The 16,866-nt window shown below is 63.6% G+C and carries 15 protein-coding genes; 11 read left to right on the top strand and 4 right to left on the bottom strand.

Annotated features, from left to right (window positions below; genetic code table 11):
- The first annotated feature begins 40 nt into the window (after positions 1–40).
- The 3 genes from LB519_RS30720 to LB519_RS30710 are packed head-to-tail and all read left to right on the top strand — an operon-like array spanning position 41 to position 2,732.
- A complete protein-coding gene (locus LB519_RS30720) occupies positions 41–871 on the top strand; it encodes an ABC transporter ATP-binding protein (protein ID WP_013529863.1) in 831 nt (276 codons plus the stop codon).
- Positions 868–1,683: an ABC transporter permease gene (locus LB519_RS30715; RefSeq protein ID WP_224621906.1), complete on the top strand. Its 816-nt coding sequence runs from the start codon at positions 868–870 to the stop codon at positions 1,681–1,683. Before LB519_RS30720 ends, LB519_RS30715 begins: the two co-directional genes overlap by 4 nt.
- A 38-nt stretch (positions 1,684–1,721) precedes the next feature.
- Positions 1,722–2,732 carry an ABC transporter substrate-binding protein gene (locus tag LB519_RS30710; protein ID WP_224621905.1) on the top strand — a complete coding sequence of 337 codons (1,011 nt, stop codon included), beginning with the start codon at positions 1,722–1,724 and terminating at the stop codon, positions 2,730–2,732.
- Between the two features lie 38 nt (positions 2,733–2,770).
- On the opposite strand, the gene LB519_RS30705 is transcribed toward LB519_RS30710, so the two are convergent.
- Positions 2,771–3,196 carry a hypothetical protein gene (locus LB519_RS30705; RefSeq protein WP_013529866.1) on the bottom strand — a complete coding sequence of 142 codons (426 nt, stop codon included), beginning with the start codon at positions 3,194–3,196 and terminating at the stop codon, positions 2,771–2,773.
- Between the two features lie 100 nt (positions 3,197–3,296).
- Here LB519_RS30705 and LB519_RS30700 point away from each other — a divergent pair, with 100 nt between their 5' ends.
- The 8 genes from LB519_RS30700 (at position 3,297) to LB519_RS30665 (ending at position 11,802) form a co-directional block, all read left to right on the top strand.
- The gene (locus LB519_RS30700; RefSeq protein WP_013529867.1) at positions 3,297–4,325 is read left to right on the top strand and encodes a putative B6 ABC transporter substrate-binding protein; all 1,029 of its coding nucleotides are present in this window, start codon (positions 3,297–3,299) and stop codon (positions 4,323–4,325) included.
- Positions 4,326–4,401: 76 nt separating this feature from the next.
- On the top strand, positions 4,402–5,970 hold the full coding sequence (locus LB519_RS30695) for a putative B6 ABC transporter ATP-binding protein (RefSeq protein WP_063170327.1): 1,569 nt from the start codon (positions 4,402–4,404) through the stop codon (positions 5,968–5,970).
- Entirely contained in the window at positions 5,967–7,064 is a 1,098-nt protein-coding gene (locus LB519_RS30690; protein WP_013529869.1) for a putative B6 ABC transporter permease subunit 2, read from the top strand. Before LB519_RS30695 ends, LB519_RS30690 begins: the two co-directional genes overlap by 4 nt.
- Positions 7,065–7,067: 3 nt before the next feature.
- Complete coding sequence (locus tag LB519_RS30685) at positions 7,068–8,003, top strand: putative B6 ABC transporter permease subunit 1 (protein ID WP_024505120.1); 936 nt, start codon at positions 7,068–7,070, stop codon at positions 8,001–8,003.
- A gap of 47 nt (positions 8,004–8,050) precedes the next feature.
- Positions 8,051–8,857, top strand: coding sequence for a 4-pyridoxolactonase (gene pldA, locus LB519_RS30680; protein WP_013529871.1), 807 nt, complete (start codon positions 8,051–8,053; stop codon positions 8,855–8,857).
- A 25-nt stretch (positions 8,858–8,882) separates the two neighbouring features.
- Positions 8,883–10,061, top strand: coding sequence for a pyridoxamine--pyruvate transaminase (gene ppaT / locus LB519_RS30675; RefSeq protein ID WP_063168890.1), 1,179 nt, complete (start codon positions 8,883–8,885; stop codon positions 10,059–10,061).
- A 33-nt stretch (positions 10,062–10,094) separates the two neighbouring features.
- Complete coding sequence (gene pldH, locus LB519_RS30670) at positions 10,095–10,841, top strand: pyridoxal 4-dehydrogenase, SDR-type (protein ID WP_063168889.1); 747 nt, start codon at positions 10,095–10,097, stop codon at positions 10,839–10,841.
- A 124-nt stretch (positions 10,842–10,965) separates the two neighbouring features.
- Entirely contained in the window at positions 10,966–11,802 is an 837-nt protein-coding gene (locus LB519_RS30665; protein WP_082826541.1) for a sulfite exporter TauE/SafE family protein, read from the top strand.
- Positions 11,803–11,823: 21 nt separating this feature from the next.
- On the opposite strand, the gene LB519_RS30660 is transcribed toward LB519_RS30665, so the two are convergent.
- The 3 genes from LB519_RS30660 to LB519_RS30650 form a co-directional block, all read right to left on the bottom strand.
- On the bottom strand, positions 11,824–13,173 hold the full coding sequence (locus tag LB519_RS30660) for an HlyD family type I secretion periplasmic adaptor subunit (protein ID WP_013529875.1): 1,350 nt from the start codon (positions 13,171–13,173) through the stop codon (positions 11,824–11,826).
- Positions 13,170–14,939, bottom strand: coding sequence for a type I secretion system permease/ATPase (locus tag LB519_RS30655; protein ID WP_063168888.1), 1,770 nt, complete (start codon positions 14,937–14,939; stop codon positions 13,170–13,172). Before LB519_RS30655 ends, LB519_RS30660 begins: the two co-directional genes overlap by 4 nt.
- Positions 14,940–15,018: 79 nt before the next feature.
- Positions 15,019–16,866, bottom strand: a 1,848-nt coding sequence (locus tag LB519_RS30650) for a DUF5801 repeats-in-toxin domain-containing protein (protein WP_224621904.1), incomplete at its 5' end; no start/stop codon positions are given.

Here is a 16,866-nt window from a genome sequence, read left to right as displayed (position 1 = left end):
GTGCGGGTGCGGCAGAAAACAGCGCGCGGGGCGACAAGCCATGCGCATTGAAACCATCCGAGCCGCCGGCGACAGGCCGGCCCATATCCGCCATGACGATCTAATCTCCGCCAAGGGCGTTTCGGTGGTCATGGCCCGTCAGCTGATCCTCAGGAACATCGATCTTTCGGTGCCAAAGGGATCATTCGTTTCCCTTATCGGTCCTTCCGGATGTGGCAAGAGCACCTTGCTCAAGGTGCTGGCCGGGCTGGTGCAGCCTACCCAGGGCAGCGTTTCGATCGCCGGGCTCGCGCCGGTCGAGGCGGCGCGCAAGCGGATGATCGGCCTCGTCTTCCAGGACGCCAACCTGCTCCCCTGGAAAAACGCCGTCGACAATGCCTCGATGCTGCTCGGCATCGCCGACAAGTCGCTCTCGCGCTCGGATCTGCGGGCGCGCGGGCAGGAGATGCTGGAACTGGTGGGGCTGGGCGACAGCGCCCACAAGCGGCCAAACGAGCTGTCGGGCGGCATGCGGCAGCGGGTCGCCATTGCACGGGCCCTGGCGCTCGATCCGGCGGTCCTGCTGATGGACGAACCGTTCGGCGCGCTCGATGCCATCACCCGCGATTCGATGGGCCAGTCGCTGCTGGAGATCTGGCAGCGGACCGGCAAGACGATCGTGCTCGTCACCCATTCCATCGACGAGGCCATCCATCTGTCGCGCCATGTTCACGTGCTGGGGATCAAGCCGGGACGGATCACCGAGAGCCTCGACATTGCGCTGCCTTACCCGCGCGACCTGTCGGTCACCGAAGATCCGGAGTTCGTCAGGCTGGTGGTCCAGTTGCGAACGATGCTGCGCTCCAGCCATCAACCGGGAGGCGCGTCTTGAGCGACCAACCCATCACCGACCTTTCCGAGCCGCGCCTCGCCTCCAGCTGGAGTGCGGCGACCGGCAGCTGGCTGCCGGCTGTCATCCTCCTGCTGGTGACGATCGTGGCGTGGGAAGCCGCGGTGCGGATCTTTGCCATATCCGCCTTCATCATTCCCGCCCCGTCCGAGATCGCGAAGTCGCTGGTGGCGCAATGGGGCACGCTGATGCAGGCGACGCTGGTGACGGCGGGCGAGATCCTGTTCGGCTTCCTGGTCTCGGTCGTGGTCGGCATTGCCATTGCGCTGGTCATCGTGCGCTTCGATTGGTTGGGACGCGCGCTGTATCCACTGGTGGTGCTGTTCCAGAACGTGCCGAAAGTCGCCCTCGCGCCGATCTTCATCCTCTGGTTCGGCTATGGGCTGGCGCCCAAGATCGGCCTGATCCTGGTCATCGCCTTCTTTCCGGTGACGCTCTCCATGCTGGCGGGCATGCAATCGGTCGACCGCTCGCTGCTGTCGCTGATGAATTCCGTCGGGGCCAGCCCGACGCAGATCCTGTTCAGGATCCGCGTTCCGCACTCGCTGCCGAACCTGATGGCCGGAACCAAGATCGCCGCCACGTTGAGCGTGATCGGCGCCATCGTCGGTGAGTTCGCCGGGGCGTCGGACGGTCTCGGCTACGTCATCCAGTTCGCGTCGACCCAGCTCGACACGGCGCTGGTCTTCGCAGCGCTGCTGCTCGTTTCCGTGCTTGGCATCGCCTTCTACTACGCCGCCGAAATCCTAGAACGCATCGTGGTGCCGTGGGCGCCGAAATTCAGCCAATCCTAGGCCCGCTCGATCAACCAATTCATAAAAGGGAACAAAAAATGCTGAGACGCTCACTTATCAAGGCCGCTACCTTCGCGGCGTTTGTTGCAGCACTCGGTTTTTCCAACGCGGCTCTGGCGGCGGACAAGGTCAACGTCCAGCTCGACTGGGTCGTGCGCGGCAATCACGCCATGTTCTTCGTCGGCAAGGAAAAGGGCTTCTTCGCCAAGAACGACATCGATGTGGCCGAGATCCGCAAGGGATCCGGCTCGCCGGACGCGATGCGGCTGGTGGGCAATGAGAACGCGGATTTCGGGTTCGGCGATCTTCCCACGCTTGCCGTCGCACGGTCGCAGAATGTCCCGGTCGTGGCGCTGGCAGCCGTCAATCAGCACTCGCCGCTGGGGATCATTTCGCTGGCCAAGACGCTGAAGCTCACCAAGCCGTCCGACCTCAAGGGACTGACCATCGGCATTCATCCGGCCGGTTCCACCTACATCTTCTTCAAAGGCTTCCTGGCCGCCAATGGCCTGACCGAAAAGGACATGACGCTGAACAGCGTCTCGCCTCCCTATGAAAGCTATTTGCTGCTTGGCCGGGTTCAGACGGTCGTCGGCTATATCGATGCGGAGGTTCCCGAACTGGAAGCGAAGGCCGGGGGCCCGGGCTCGCTCAGCATCATGATGGGGGCGGACTATGGGTGGAAAGCCTATGGCTCCGGCCTGTTCACCTCGCAGGCGATGATCAAGGACAAGCCGGACGTCGTGCGCCGCTTCGTCAAGGCATATAGGGAGGCCTTCGACTATGTCGTGGCTCATCCGGAAGAGGCCGCCGAGATCACCGCCAAGGCAGCGCCCGGCTATGCGGACAAGAAGGACGTACTGCTGGCGCAGATCAATGCCGACATCGCCTCGACGTTCACCAGCCCGGACACCAAGGAACACGGTCTCGGCTGGATGACGAAGACGCAGTGGGAGGAGACCCTAAAGACGCTGACGGACCAGGGCGTGCTCAAGGCGGCTCTGTTGGCGGACGACGTCTTCACCGACGCGTTCCTGGCGAAAGAATAAGAGGCTCGCGATGTTCGAACGGACGCAGGAATGAGCGCCTACCGGCAGACCAGGCTGTCCTGCGCCATGGCGCAGGACACATCACGCTCGCCTTTCGCCGCATCGGTGCGGTCGAGCGTGATCTGCACGCGGGTGGCATATGCTCGGCTCGCCAGACCGCACCACAGCCGCTCGACGGGCAGGTTCTCGCGCTTGCCGTTGAGGATCGTGAACGTGCCGGTCTTCGCATCGAACCAGAGCTCGACGCGGGTCTTCTTGCCCGGCTCGATCGTTGCGATCCCGGCCGAATACCAGTGGGCGAAGTCGGCGTTGCAGGAGAGGCCTTCGCTGCCCGCATTCGAAATCGTCAACGGAACCATGTCGAGCCCGTCAGTGCCGGTGCGGACGGCGACATGGTGCAACTCAACCGCGTTGGCGAAGGACGATAACGCCAGCATCACCGGAAGGGCATAACGGATCTTCACTTTGCCTGAGCTCCACAATGTAATTTTTCCTAGGCAGTCTATCTCGCTTTCGCGCAATAACAATAAGAATATTGATTGGTGAAACAACAGAGAGGGTAAAATGTTAAAGCTTCTTAAGAGCAGTGTAAGTGCAGTTATATTGACCAGTGTCTTGTTGAGCGGCGCGCTTGCCGGTGAGGTCAAGTCGATCGCCATCCTGACGCCCGAAGAAGGCACGGACTATGGCTGGAACCAGCAAGGCATCGATGCCGCCAAGGCGGCTGGCAAGGCCGCCGGCGTCGAAGTGGTCGTGGCCCAGGGCCTCGGCTATGGCGATGTTCGCCCGACCTTGCGGGAACTTGCCTCCGACGGCGCCAGCCTGCTGATCGCGCATGCCAGCGGCTACAACACCTCGGCGCCTGAAATCGCCAAGGAATTGAAAGTTCCGGTGGCAATCGTCGACACGCCAGCCGGCCTGGAGAAGGGCCTTGTCGCCGACTATACGCTGAGCGGCCACGAGGGCGCCTATCTCGCCGGCCGTCTCGCCGCCAAGGTGTCGCGTTCCAAGTCGGTCGGCATCGTCGTCTCGGGCGAACCGCCATCGTGGAATTCGCAGTCGGCGGCGTTCGCGCAAGGCGTGAAGGCGGAGAACCCGGACGTCAAGATCACCTACGCGGTGATCGGCCCGGCCGCCTACAGCGATGCGGCCGGCGGCAAGCGCGTCACCGAAAGCGTGATCGCATCGGGCGCCGACATCATCTTCGGCCAAGGCAACGGTTCGAGCTTCGGCATGCTGCAGGCGGTCGAGACGACCAAGGCAGCCGATGGCGGCAAGGTCTATTTCATCGACGTCATCGGCGACAAGTCACCGATCGACAAGGGCTTCCTGCTGTCGTCGGTGGTGTGGAATATCGAGCCGGTCTATGCGGCGATGATTGCCGACCTGAAGGCGGACACGTTCGGCACCAAACACTATACGATCGGCCTCAAGGACGACTCGGTCAAGTTGCTGAAGACCGCTGCGATCCCGGACAATGTCTGGACGGAAATCCAGGCGCTGCGCGAGGACGTCATTTCCGGCAAGATCAAGGTCGAGCCGGTCTATGACGCGGCCGCCGTAAGGGCACTGATGACCAGCGTCGCCCAGTAAGGCGATCATGGTCGGCTGCCGGAGGGGTGATCCGTTCACCCCTCCGGACGATTCCTGTTTTTTGGTGCTGGGCTTCATGAGCGGTTTTTCTTCATCGTCCGTTGCCGGGCGCGACATCGTCGCGCTTGAAGGCGTGACCAAACGGTTCCCCGGCATCGTTGCCAATGACAGCGTCGACCTGTCGATCCGCCCGGGCGAAGTGCATGTGCTGCTGGGCGAGAACGGCGCTGGAAAATCGACATTGATCGGCATGTTGTCCGGCCTGCAGCAGCCTGACGAAGGACGCATACTGGTCGACGGCAAACCGACGCCGATCACCTCGCCACGCCATGCGCTGGCACTCGGCATAGGCACCGTATTCCAGCACATGATGCTGGTGCCGACGCTGACGGTGGCGGAGAACCTCCTGCTTGGCGGGCCGTGGTGGCAGCGCCCCAGGACCGAGGAACTGGCGGCGCGCGTCGCCGAGATCACCGGCACGCTCGGCATCACCGTCAAGCTTCAAGCCAAGGTATCGGAGTTGTCGCTCGGCGAGCAGCAGCAGGTCGAGATCCTGCGCGCGATGCTGCGCAACAGCCGGCTGCTCATCCTTGACGAGTCCACCTCCATGCTGACGCCGAAAGGTATCGACGAACTGGGCGCGCTGATGCGCCGCCTTGTCGAGCAGGGCCTTGCGATCGTCTTCATCACCCACAAGCTCAAGGAGGCGGCTGCCTTCGGCGACCGCATCTCGGTGCTGAAGCTTGGCCGCAAGGTCGGCGAGATTCCACCCGAGCGGTTTCGCACGCTGGGCGAACAGGAGATCGTCTCGGAGATCGTGGAATTGATGTTCGGCAAGCAGAAGGATGACCCGGAAGCCGTCGAGCGTCCTGTCCGCACTGCCCGCGCCGGCGCTGCCCCGCTGCTTCAGGTGACGGACCTGGCGGTAGCGGCGACGGACAATGCGCCGGGCCTGTCGTCGATCTCCTTCGACATCCGCCCGGGCGAGATCCTCGGCATAGCCGGCATCGACGGCAACGGCCAGAAGCAGCTGGCGGAAGCGCTGGCCGGCCAGCGTACAGCCACAAGCGGCTCGGTGCGGCTGGACGGCGCCGCCATCGAGACGCTGAGCGTCGGCGAGCGCCGCCGGCGCGGCCTTCGCTACCTGACCGACGACCGACTGGGCGAGGGCACTGTCGGCACCTTCCCGGTCTCGATCAATTTCTTCCTCAAGCAGGTCGGCGCGGCCCCGTTCTGGCGCAACGGCGTCGAGCAGCGCGCGGAGATCGACAAGCGCGCCGCGCAGCTCGTGCGCGAATACGACGTGCGCACGCCGAGCCTGAAGACGCCCGTCGCGCGGCTGTCCGGCGGCAACATCCAGAAGGTGCTTCTGGCAAGGGAACTGGCTGAAGGCGCCAAGGTGGTGATCTTCAACAAGCCGACCTATGGGCTCGATCTCACCAACACATTGGCGTCGCGCCAGCGCATTCGCGATACGGCGGCGCGTGGCCTTGCCGTGCTGCTGATCTCCACCGACCTCGAGGAATTGCTTGGTATGTGCGACCGCATCGCCGTCATCGCCGACGGCGCTTTGGTCGGCACCGTCGAGAACGTAGACGACGCCCGCACAAAGGTCGGTCGCCTGATGATCGGACTTGCCGCATGAGCATCGACACCGCACCCACGGTCAGCGCCACCGCACTCGATGCCACGAGCGGGGCAGCGACGCGCCGCGACATCCTGCATCGGCTGCTGATGACGCTCGGCCCGATCCTTATCGCGCTGGTCATAGCCGGCTGTATCCTGCTTGCCGTCGGCGTCGACCCGCTGGCCTATTATGGCTTCGTGCTGGAGAAGGGACTGTTCTCGCCGCTCGGCATCCAGCAGACACTGACGCGCATGGCGCCGCTGCTGTTTCTCGCCGCCGGCCTGATCGTCGCCTTTCGCGCCGGCATGTGGAATCTGGGCGGCGACGGCCAGTTCCTGCTTGGCGCGGTGACGGCGGCTGCCAGCGCTCCCGTGTTCGTGCAGATCATGCCAGCCTGGCTGGCGCTGGTCTGCTCGTTCCTCATCGCCATGGTGGTGGCGATGATCTGGTCGCTGGTGCCGGCGCTGCTGCGTGCCTATCAGGGCGTCAACGAGATCATCACCACCCTGATGATGACGTTCCTCGGCACCTCGCTCGCCAATGTGCTGGTCAAGCTGGCGTTTCGCGACCCAAGCACGACCGTGCCGCAGACGCGCACGCTGCCGGTGGAGGACCGGCTGCCGCGCCTGTTCGAAACGACCATCACCAGTGGCCTGCTGCTTGGGCTGGCGGCGATCGTCATCGTGCATCTGGTGATGACGCGCACGGCGTTCGGGCTGAAGCTGAGGATCGTCGGCGCCAATCCACGAGCGGCGGTTCACTCGGGGCTCGGCGTTCCCGGCCTGACCGTCGCCGTCTTCGCCATTTCGGCCGGGCTGGCCGGGCTTGCCGGCGCCGTCGACATCATCGGCGTCCAGGGCAATGTCCGCGCCGACTGGAATCCCGCCTACGGGCTTGCCGTGATACCCGCCGTGTTTCTCGCCCGTATGAACGGCTTTGCGGCCATCGGCTTCGTGTTCCTGCTTTCGGTGCTTTCGATCGGCGGCGAGAGCGCGGCGCGCCGGCTCGGCGTGCCCAATCATTTCACGCTGGTGCTGGTTTCCATCGTGCTGATCGTGCTCGCGCTCGCCGAATATTTCGATCACCGATACAACCAGTCGCGGAGGGCCTAGGGCATGACCGGGCTCTTCAGCGAGGTCTTTCTCAGCGCGCTGCTGTTCGGCGCCGTCACCGCAGCGATCCCGCTGCTGCTTGCCGGGCTCGGCGAGCAGATCTCCGAGAAGGCTGGCGTGCTCAATATCGGCATCGAAGGCATGATGCTGGCCGGCGCCTATCTCGGCTTTGTCGGCGCTTTCTATTCCGGGTCGCTGTGGCTGGGCTTTCTCACCGGCGCCGCCGGGGGTGCTGCGGTGGCGCTTGTCATGGCGCTGCTTTGCGTGCGCATCGGGCTCAACCAGATCGTCATCGGCATCGCGCTGACCTTGGGGCTGGAAGGCCTGACGGCGCTGCTCCACCATTTCCAGTTCTCGCGCAGCTATCCGCGCCTGCCGGCGGCGGATGCGACTGTCATTCCGCTGCTTTCGGACCTTCCGGTCATCGGGCCTGCATTCTTCAAGCATCATCTGATCGTCTATCTGGCGGTCGCGCTGGTTTTCGGCATGGGCTACATCTACCGGCGCACGCAGTTGGGCCTCAATTTGCAGGCGGCAGGCGACAAGCCGGCCGCGCTCGATGTCGCCGGCATCGATGTCGTGCGGACCCGCACCATCGCCGTGCTGACGACCGGAGCGCTGGCCGGGCTCGGGGGCGCGTATCTCGCCAATGTCGGGGCCGGCCTGTTCATTCCGTTCATCACCAATGGCGCGGGCTTTCTCGGCATCGTGCTGGCCATGCTGGCGCGCGGTCGCCCGATCTGGGTGCTGTTCGGCGCGTTGCTGTTCGGTGTCTGCCTGTCGCTGACGACGGCCATGCAAGTGGCCGGCATCAACATACCGACCGACATCATCCAGATGCTGCCGTTCCTGGCGGTGATGATCATGCTGGTGCTGTTCGGCCGGCGCGCCAGCCTGCCGGCGGCGCTCGGCATTCCATATGAGCGCGGCGCGCGCTGAGGACAATTCATGCGCGGACGGGACCCGCGCCAATAAAGGAGGCAAGAATGTCGGATACCAAGGTCTACCTGCTCGACGGCGGCTCGCTCGTTCTCGACGGATATCATGTGTTCTGGAACCGCGGCCCTGGCGGCGAAGTGCGCTTCCCGGTCTATTCGATCCTGATCGAACATGCCGAGGGCCGGTTCCTCATCGACACCGGCTACGACTACGATCACGTGATGAAGGTGCTGCCGTTCGAAAAGCCGATCCAGGAAAAGCACCAGACCATCCCAGGCGCCCTGGCGCTGCTCGGCCTCGAACCGAAGGACATCGACGTCGTCGTCAATTCGCATTTCCACTTCGATCATTGCGGCGGCAACAAGTATTTTCCGCACGCCAAGAAGATCTGCCACCGGACCGAGGTGCCGCAGGCCTGCAATCCCGAACCTTTCGAGCATCTCGGCTATTCCGATCTGAGTTTTTCGGCGGAGGCTGCCGAAGCGCGTGGCGCGACCGGGCAATTGCTTGCGGGAACGACACGGGCGAATTCGACCTTTGAAGGCATTGATGGCGACGTCGAGCTTGCCAGGGGCGTCCGGCTGATCTCGACGCCCGGCCATTCGATCGGCCATTACAGCCTGCTGGTCGAGTTCCCCAAGCGCAAGCCGATCATGTTCACGATCGATGCGGCCTATACGCAGAAGAGCCTCGAGACGCTGTGCCAGGCGGCCTTCCACATCGATCCGGTGGCGGGCGTCAATTCGATGCGCAAGGTGAAGAAACTCGCCGAAGACCATGGCGCCGAGCTGATGTACTCGCACGACATGGACAACTTCAAGACCTACAAGACCGGCACGCAATTCTACGGCTGACCGCCGCCAATCCGGAGACAAGACGATGCGCTATCTCGAACACGCCGATCCGGTCATCACCCTGACCGCGGGACCGGTGAACGCCTATGCCGAAGTGCTGCGCGGTCTCGGCCGCACGGTGCTCTACGACTACGACCCGGCGTTCCAGCTTTTCTATGAGGGTGTGGTCGACAAGGCGCAAAAGGCGATGCGGCTGTCGAACAAGCCGGTCATCCTGCATGGCGAGCCGGTGCTTGGCCTGGAGGCCGCCGCGGCCTCGCTGATCACGCCGGACGATGTCGTGCTCAACCTTGCCTCCGGCGTTTACGGCAAGGGGTTCGGCTATTGGGCGAAGCGCTATTCGCCACATCTGCTCGAGATCGAGGTGCCCTACAACGAGGCGATAGATCCGCAGGCGGTCGAGGCAATGCTGAAGGCGCACCCGGAGATCACCGTCGTTTCCGTCTGCCACCACGACACGCCGTCCGGCACCATCAATCCGATCGACGCCATCGGCGCGCTGGTCTCAGCGCATGGCGGCTATCTCATCGTCGACGCCGTCTCGTCCTTTGGCGGCATGCAGACGCACCCGGAGGACTGCAAGGCCGATATCTATGTCACCGGCCCGAACAAATGCCTGGGCGCGCCTCCCGGCCTGACGATGATGGGCGTCAGCGAGCGGGCCTGGGCCAAGATGAAGAGCAACGAGGCAGCCCCCCGCGCGTCGATGCTGAGCATCGTCGATTGGGAGCATGCGTGGTCGCGGGATAAGCCGTTTCCGTTCACGCCGTCGGTCTCGGAGATCAACGGGCTCGATGTCGCGCTCGACCTCTATCTCAATGAGGGGCCGGAGGCGGTATGGGCGCGCCACGCGCTCACCGCCAAGGCCATGCGCGCGGGCATTGCTGCGATGGGCCTGTCGATCTGGGCGGCCAGCGACAGCATCGCGTCGCCGACCACGACCGCTGTCCGCACGCCCGAAGGTGTCGACGAGAAGGCGCTTCGCCAGGCTGCCCGCGCCCGTTACGGGGTGGTGTTTTCGTCTGGCCGCGGCGAGACCTTGGGCAAGCTGACGCGCATCGGCCATATGGGTCCGACCGCCCAGCCGATCTATGCGATCGCGGCGCTGACGGCACTTGGCGGCGCCATGAACGCGGCCGGCCAGAAACTGGCGATCGGCAGGGGTATCGACGCGGCGCTGGCCGTGATCGACGCCGACGCCTGAACAGATATCACCACGGATTGAGGGAGCATTTTCATGACTGAACGGCTTGCGGGGAAGACGGCCCTGGTTACGGGCGCTGCGCAGGGTATCGGCAAGGCGATCGCCGCGCGGCTCGCCGCCGACGGGGCAATCGTCATCGTCAGCGACATCAATGCCAAAGGCGCCAAGGCGGCGGCCGCGGCAATAGGCGGAAGGGCGAGGGCGATTGCCGCCGACATTTCCGATCCGGCCTCCGTCAAGGCACTCTTCGCCGAAATCCAGACCCTGACCGGGGGCATCGACATCCTGGTCAACAATGCCAGCATCGTGCCGTTCGTCGCCTGGGACGATGTCGATCTCGACCATTGGCGCAAGATCATCGACGTCAATTTGACAGGCACCTTCATCGTCAGCCGCGCCGGCACGGACCAGATGCGTGCGGCAGGCAAAGCTGGGCGGGTGATCAGCATCGCATCCAACACCTTCTTTGCCGGCACGCCGAACATGGCGGCCTATGTCGCAGCCAAGGGTGGCGTCATAGGCTTCACCAGGGCGCTCGCCACCGAACTCGGCAAATACAACATCACCGCCAATGCGGTGACGCCCGGCCTGGTCGAGAGCGACGGCGTCAAGGCGAGCCCGCACAATGAGGCGTTCGGCTTCGTCGAGATGCTTCAGGCGATGAAAGGCAAGGGGCAGCCGGAACATATCGCCGATGTGGTCTCGTTCCTGGCCTCCGACGATGCGCGCTGGATCACCGGCCAGACGCTCAATGTCGACGCCGGGATGGTGCGCCACTAAAGCATTCCGCACCCCAAACCCCTGTACGCTTTCGGGCGATCTGCACCCAGGTCGCGACGGGCGGACAGGCGCGGCCAAAAATGTATCCGCAAGGCCGCAGTCGGCCAATCAAGGAAAAATCACAGTGGACTTCGGATTCGACACGTCGGTTTTCGACGGGCTGACGATTGCAATGCTGGTCGCCGGTCTGGCCATGACCGGAATGGCCTCCGGCGTGCTCGCCGGTCTGCTGGGGGTCGGCGGCGGCATCGTCATCGTCCCGGTGCTGTTCTGGGTGCTTAGCCTGTTCCACTTTTCGCCTGCTGTGATCAGCCATCTGGCTGTCGCGACGTCGCTTGCGGTCATCATCCCCACCTCGATCTCGTCAATGCGGTCGCACAACAGGCGCGGCAATGTCGATCGGCCTCTGCTCACTCTGTGGGGACCGGCCGTTTTCGTGAGTGCCCTGATCGGTGGCATCACGTCGAAGTTCATCCCGGGCGCCGGCTTGCGGCTGGTTTTCGGCGTCGTCGGCCTGCTGGTGGCCCTCAACATGGCGTTGCCGAAGCACTTCGTGATCTCCGATCACCTGCCGCAAAGCGGCTGGATCAACCGCGCGATCGCCTCTGTCATCGGCTTTGTCTCTTCGCTCATGGGAATCGGTGGCGGCACGCTCTCGGTGCCGACGCTTTCCAGCTTTTCCTTTCCTGTGCACCGGGCCGTCGGCACATCGTCGGCGCTTGGCCTGCTTATTGCGCTTCCGGCAGTGGCCGGCTTCATCTGGTCGGGTCTCGCAATTGCAGGCAGGCCTCCGCTCAGCCTGGGTTACGTCAGCCTGCCGGCGGTTGCCATCATAGCGCCCGTGAGCTTCCTGTTCGCACCCTTGGGCGCAAGGCTCGCCCACGCGCTCAACCCGCGCTACCTGAAACTTGCCTTTGCATTCTTCCTGGCGATCACGGCCGGGCGAATGCTGCTGTCTTGAATTTCGCTGGGCGGCGTACGGCTATTTTTCCCGCATGGCCCGGCGGAAGTTCTGCGTGATCGGCTCGGCGAGATAAGAGAGAACGGTGCGAGCCCCCGTCCGGATCATCGTCTCGCTCGACATGCCGGGCAGCAGCTTGCGGCCCTCCAGCTTGCCGAGTTCGCTTTTGTCGATCACAACCGTCGCGGCGAAATACGGTGCGCCGCTGCGCTCCTCAACCATGCGGTCAGCCGACACGATCTCCACGACACCCTCGAGCGGCGGCAGGTTGTAGCGGGCGAAGGCCGGGAAGCTGACACGCGCGGGCTGTCCGGGTGCGATCGTCTCGACATCCTCCGGTTTGACCATGGCTTCGACCACGAGTTGTTGTCCGAGCGGTACGATCGTCATCAATGTATCGCCGGGTTTCACGACACCGCCCGCGGTGTGGACCTTCAGATCCATGACGATGCCGTCAACCGGTGCGACGACATCGGTACGGGTAAGCACGTCCCTGGCGGCACGCTCCTCCTGTCTCAGGTCGAACAGTTCCGCCTCGACCTTGCTCAACTCATCGACGGACTCGTTGAGCCGCACCGTATCGAGGTTCAGGATCTGCATGTCGATCTCGGCCATGGCGCTTCTGGCGCGGGCGATTGCGGCGATATTGGTGGCGCGCTCGCCCTCGATCTCCTGCTGCTGTCGTCTGAGCAACAGGTTCCGCTCGCGGGTGGTCAGCCCCTTCTTGAGCAGACTCTCGAGGTCTTTGGTTTCACCCTCGATCGCCTCGATCTGTTTGTCCTTGGTGACGATAAGCTCTTCCAGTCCCTTTATCTCCTCCTCGGTCTGGTGGCGGCGCTGGCTGAGGATTTCCTGCTCGTCCGCCAGATTGTGGTGTTTCGCCGCGAACACGTCGCGCTGTGCGGACACCGCGTCCTTTGCGGCGGTGGCGGGGTTGGCGAGCAACGCCGGATCGAACTCGATCTCGGCCCTGCCGTCACGCTCGGCCCTGAGACGCGCGGCCAGCGCCTCACGCGTTGCTATCCGGTTCTGGATCAGGTCGAGCTGCGCCTTTGCCTGCGTGTCGTCGAGCCGGACGAGGATCTTGCCGGCCTTGACGACATCACCGTTGGCTGCGTTCAACTCCGCGATGATGCCGCCCTCGAGGTGCTGGATCAGCTTGCGGTCGCCGGCGACCTTGATAACGCCCGGCGCCACAGCGGCGCTGTCCAACGGTGCCAGGGCCGCCCAACCTCCCGCGACGCCGAAGAACAGGAACATGATCGCGAACCCGGTGCAGGTCACGCCTGTGAGACGCAGCGGCATCGGTTGCAGCAGGGAGGGCGGCGGAAGGGGCAGCGGCACGACGTTCAATTCCGGGGGGCGGCTCATGCTTCCTTGACCTCTTTGGTTTCCTTGACCACTTCGAGGGCAGGCAACTGGGCAGCCTTGGGCAGATGGGCCACCTTGCTGACGCGGCTGGCGAGTTCGTTGAAGACATGGTCGCGCGGCCCGAAGAGATCTTGCTGACCCCTGTTGAGGACCAGTATCTTGTCTACCTTCTCCAAGATGTTGGCGCGGTGCGCGATCAGGATAACGGTTGTGTTCGTCGCCTTGGCCACGCCGAGAGCGGCAATCAATGCCTCCTCGCCCTCCCTGTCGAGGTTGGAATTGGGTTCGTCGAGGATAAGCAGCGTGGGGTCGCCGTAGAGTGCCCGCGCCAGCCCGATGCGTTGGCGCTGCCCGCCCGACAGTATCGCACCCGCCTCGCCGATCTCGGTGCCGTAGGCCTTCGGCAGCCCCTTGATGAGTTCGTGGACGCCGGCCAACTGCGCTGCCTTGATCACGTGCTGGAAGACCGCCGGATTGACCGTCGCAAAGCGGGCGATGTTGTCGGATACGGTGCCGGCGAAGAGTTCGATGTCCTGCGGCAAATAGCCGACATAACGGCCACGGTCTTCCGCCGCCCATTGGGCAACATCCGTTCCGTCCAGCAAGGCACGCCCCCCCGACGGGCGCCAGGCACCGGCAAGTATGCGCGCCAGGCTCGTCTTGCCGGCCCCGCTCGGACCGATCAGGGCCATCGCTTCACCCGGCTCGAGACGGAAGCTGATGCCTTTCAGGATGTGCTCGCCACCCTGTCGGGCAAGCACAAGGTTGTCGGCCTCAAACCTGCCTTTCGGACGGGGCAGTGGCAGGACCGGTGTGGCTTCCCGGTGCTGTCCGGCGACCGCGGTGAGGCGTTTGTAAGCGGCACGCGCTCCCACCGTCGCCTTCCATGTGCCGATCGCTTGCTCGACCGGTGACAAGGCGCGACCCATCAGGATCGAGGCGGAGATCATGATGCCGGGTGAAGCCTCGTTGCGAAGAACCAGATAGGCGCCGAGGCCGAGTATGGCCATTTGCAGGGCCAGCCGGTGACAACGCGCGATAGCCGCGATGACGCCGCCACGGTTGGCGGCAAGAACCTGTCCCTTGTTGGCCTCGTCCTGTTGGGCCTTCCAGCCTTCCAGCAATGGCTTCAACATGCCCATCGCCTGGACGACCTCGGCGTTGCGGATCGCCGCCTCGGCTTGCACATAGGCCCGCGACTGTGCGCTTGCGGCCTCGGTCAACGGCTTGCGTGTGAGGTATTCGTTGAGCAGCGCCAAAGCAAACAGCACGATCCCGCCGCAAAGCGCCAACCAGCCCAGCCATGGGTGCATGAAGAATATGGCAACGAAGAACAACGGTGCCCAAGGCGCGTCGAGGATCGGGAAGATGCTGGGGCTGGTGAAGAAGTTGCGCACTTGATCCAGGTCGCGCAGCGGACGGGCGTTGGCTTGGCCTGGCGCCGAGGCGGCATATTCCACCGATGCGGTCAGGAGAACCGGTGCCAATCGCGCGTTCATCCACGATCCGACGGTAGCCAGCAGGCGCCCGCGCACCACCTCAAGCCCCGCCATTGCCGCGAGCGCCCCTGCCGCCATCAGCGACAGCATCACCAGCGTCTCCAGGCTGTGGCTGGACAACACGCGGTGGTAGACTTGGAGCATGTAGAGCGCTCCGGTCAGCATCAGCACGTTGATGCCGCCGCTGAACCAGACAAGCGGCCGGATGGCACGTCTGGCCTCTTTCATCACCACCTGCAGGGCAGGGGGCTGTTGTTTGGTTTTCATCGTTATTTCTCTGGTGTGCGGGATGACATCTCGTGCGGGAAGGTTGGGGGCAGCATTGGCTGCCCCCCGTTGGCCAGTGTCAGGCGACGTCGACAAGTATGTGCTGCATCGCTGTCTGGTCCGCGTCCGCGTCCGCCACTTTGAAGGCGAAGTCGAGGTGGGCATCCGGCGTCTGGGTCGAGGTCGAGGTGAAGCCGATGTCCGTGATCTTCAGCACGTCGTTGTCGGTGGGGTCGAAATTCACCAGGTTGGTGGTCGCATCGCTGCCGCCACCGGCGCCGGTCGTCGGGTTCAGGTTGATTGCCGTGTTGTTGCCGGTGATGCCGTTGCCCGACTGCATGATCTGGACACCCTGCAACACGAAGTGCTCGCCGGCCGCGTTGTAGTCGTTCTGCTCGATGATCACGAGGCCGTCATTGTTGTCGAGCGTGAACTCGCCGCTGTACGGGGCCGGGACGTGACCCATCTTGAAGATGTCGGCATTCTGCACGTACATCGCCCTCGTAATCGAGACATCGTCGAGCGTCGACGCCGTGCCCTTGTCGTCGATCAGGTTGAGGATCAGCATCAGATCCTCGCTGTTGCCGATGCCATCGAACTTGATGGCCATGGTGCCGGCGGTCGCTGTCGGCTGGGTAGCCTCGTTCTGACTGTTGATACCGACGTTGCTGTCGAAGAACCGCAATGTGAGCAGTTCGCCTTTCTGGATCGTGTCACCGGCGACACCGTTGGTGCTCTGCGTCGCGGATACCCAGCTTTCATTGGCGTTGCTCACCATCTCGTGACCACCTAGGGTGAAGGTGGCGTCGCCGGATGACCCCTCGCCATTGGCTGTCAAGCTGAACGGGTTGGCTTTGTTGATCAAGTTGCCCGTGAACTGCACGTAGAAGTTTTCGTTAGCCGGCGTATTCGGATCATCAGCCTGCAATTTTTCCAGCACGATCTGTGGGTGGCCCGTATTGCCGAGGGGCTCCTTGGACAAGAGTTGGCTGGTGTGGATAACGTCGAAGCTGAAGCCTTCGAGAGGGTCGGTCAGGTGGATGGTATAAGTATCGGCAATCTTGTCGAAGACGAGGGTGCCGCCCGCCGTCCCGGTCTGGGTGCCAGCCGCCGGATCCTTGTCGTAGGTGAAAGTGAAGTTGAACGTCGCGGAGGTAAGGCTCTCCGACGCCAGCGTCACCTCCGAGGTGAGAATGTTACCACCGCCGCCGCCGGTGATCGTGCCGGTGAGCCCGATCTGGACGCCGGCAAGCGCGCCATTCTGGTCGACAAAGTCGGAACCACTCGCATAGAACGCGGCCGGATGAGCATCCGCGCCGATGTCGTACCCGAAGGCTCCGGTGGCCGACGCGTTGAGTGTGTTGGCCAGAGTCTCGGGGGTCCCGATACCGTTGCCGGCGTTCTGGTCACCGTCGAACGGCACTGTGATCGTCGGCGCATCATCCTTGAAGACGAGGCTTGTACCGATGTTGACACTGTCCGAGGCCTGGTCGCCGTCACCGTCGGTGATGATCGCCGTCAAGGTTACGAGATCATCGGCTGCCAGCGATGTTTGCTGATCCGGTCCGGTGTCGGGCGAGTGTATGACGGCACGTGCCTGATCGAGCGTCACGGTCCCGTCAACAGCCACGCTCACCGTGAACACAATATCGCCAGCGGCTGAACCGGCACGACCGACCACCTCGCCGCCTTCGACGAAAAGCAGGACGGACAGGCCGGTCAAGGTGTCAGTGAGGCCGCTAACGTTCGTAACCTGATTGATGCCGAGCGCATAGCTGATAGCGTCACTATCCGCGCCGGCGTTTGGGGTGAAAACGGTCGCGAAATCCGCACTGTTGGCACCCAAGTTGGACTCGTCGACGGTCAGCGTCGGCTCGGTGCCGGTGGTCGAGATGCTCGGGCCATCATCCTTGAAGTTGAGGTTCTG

This window comes from Mesorhizobium sp. AD1-1 (assembly GCF_020164655.1).
Taxonomy (GTDB): Bacteria; Pseudomonadota; Alphaproteobacteria; order Rhizobiales; family Rhizobiaceae; genus Mesorhizobium; species Mesorhizobium ciceri.
Note: the sequence above shows the minus strand (reverse complement) of the source record. Positions and strands in the feature narration are given on the sequence as shown.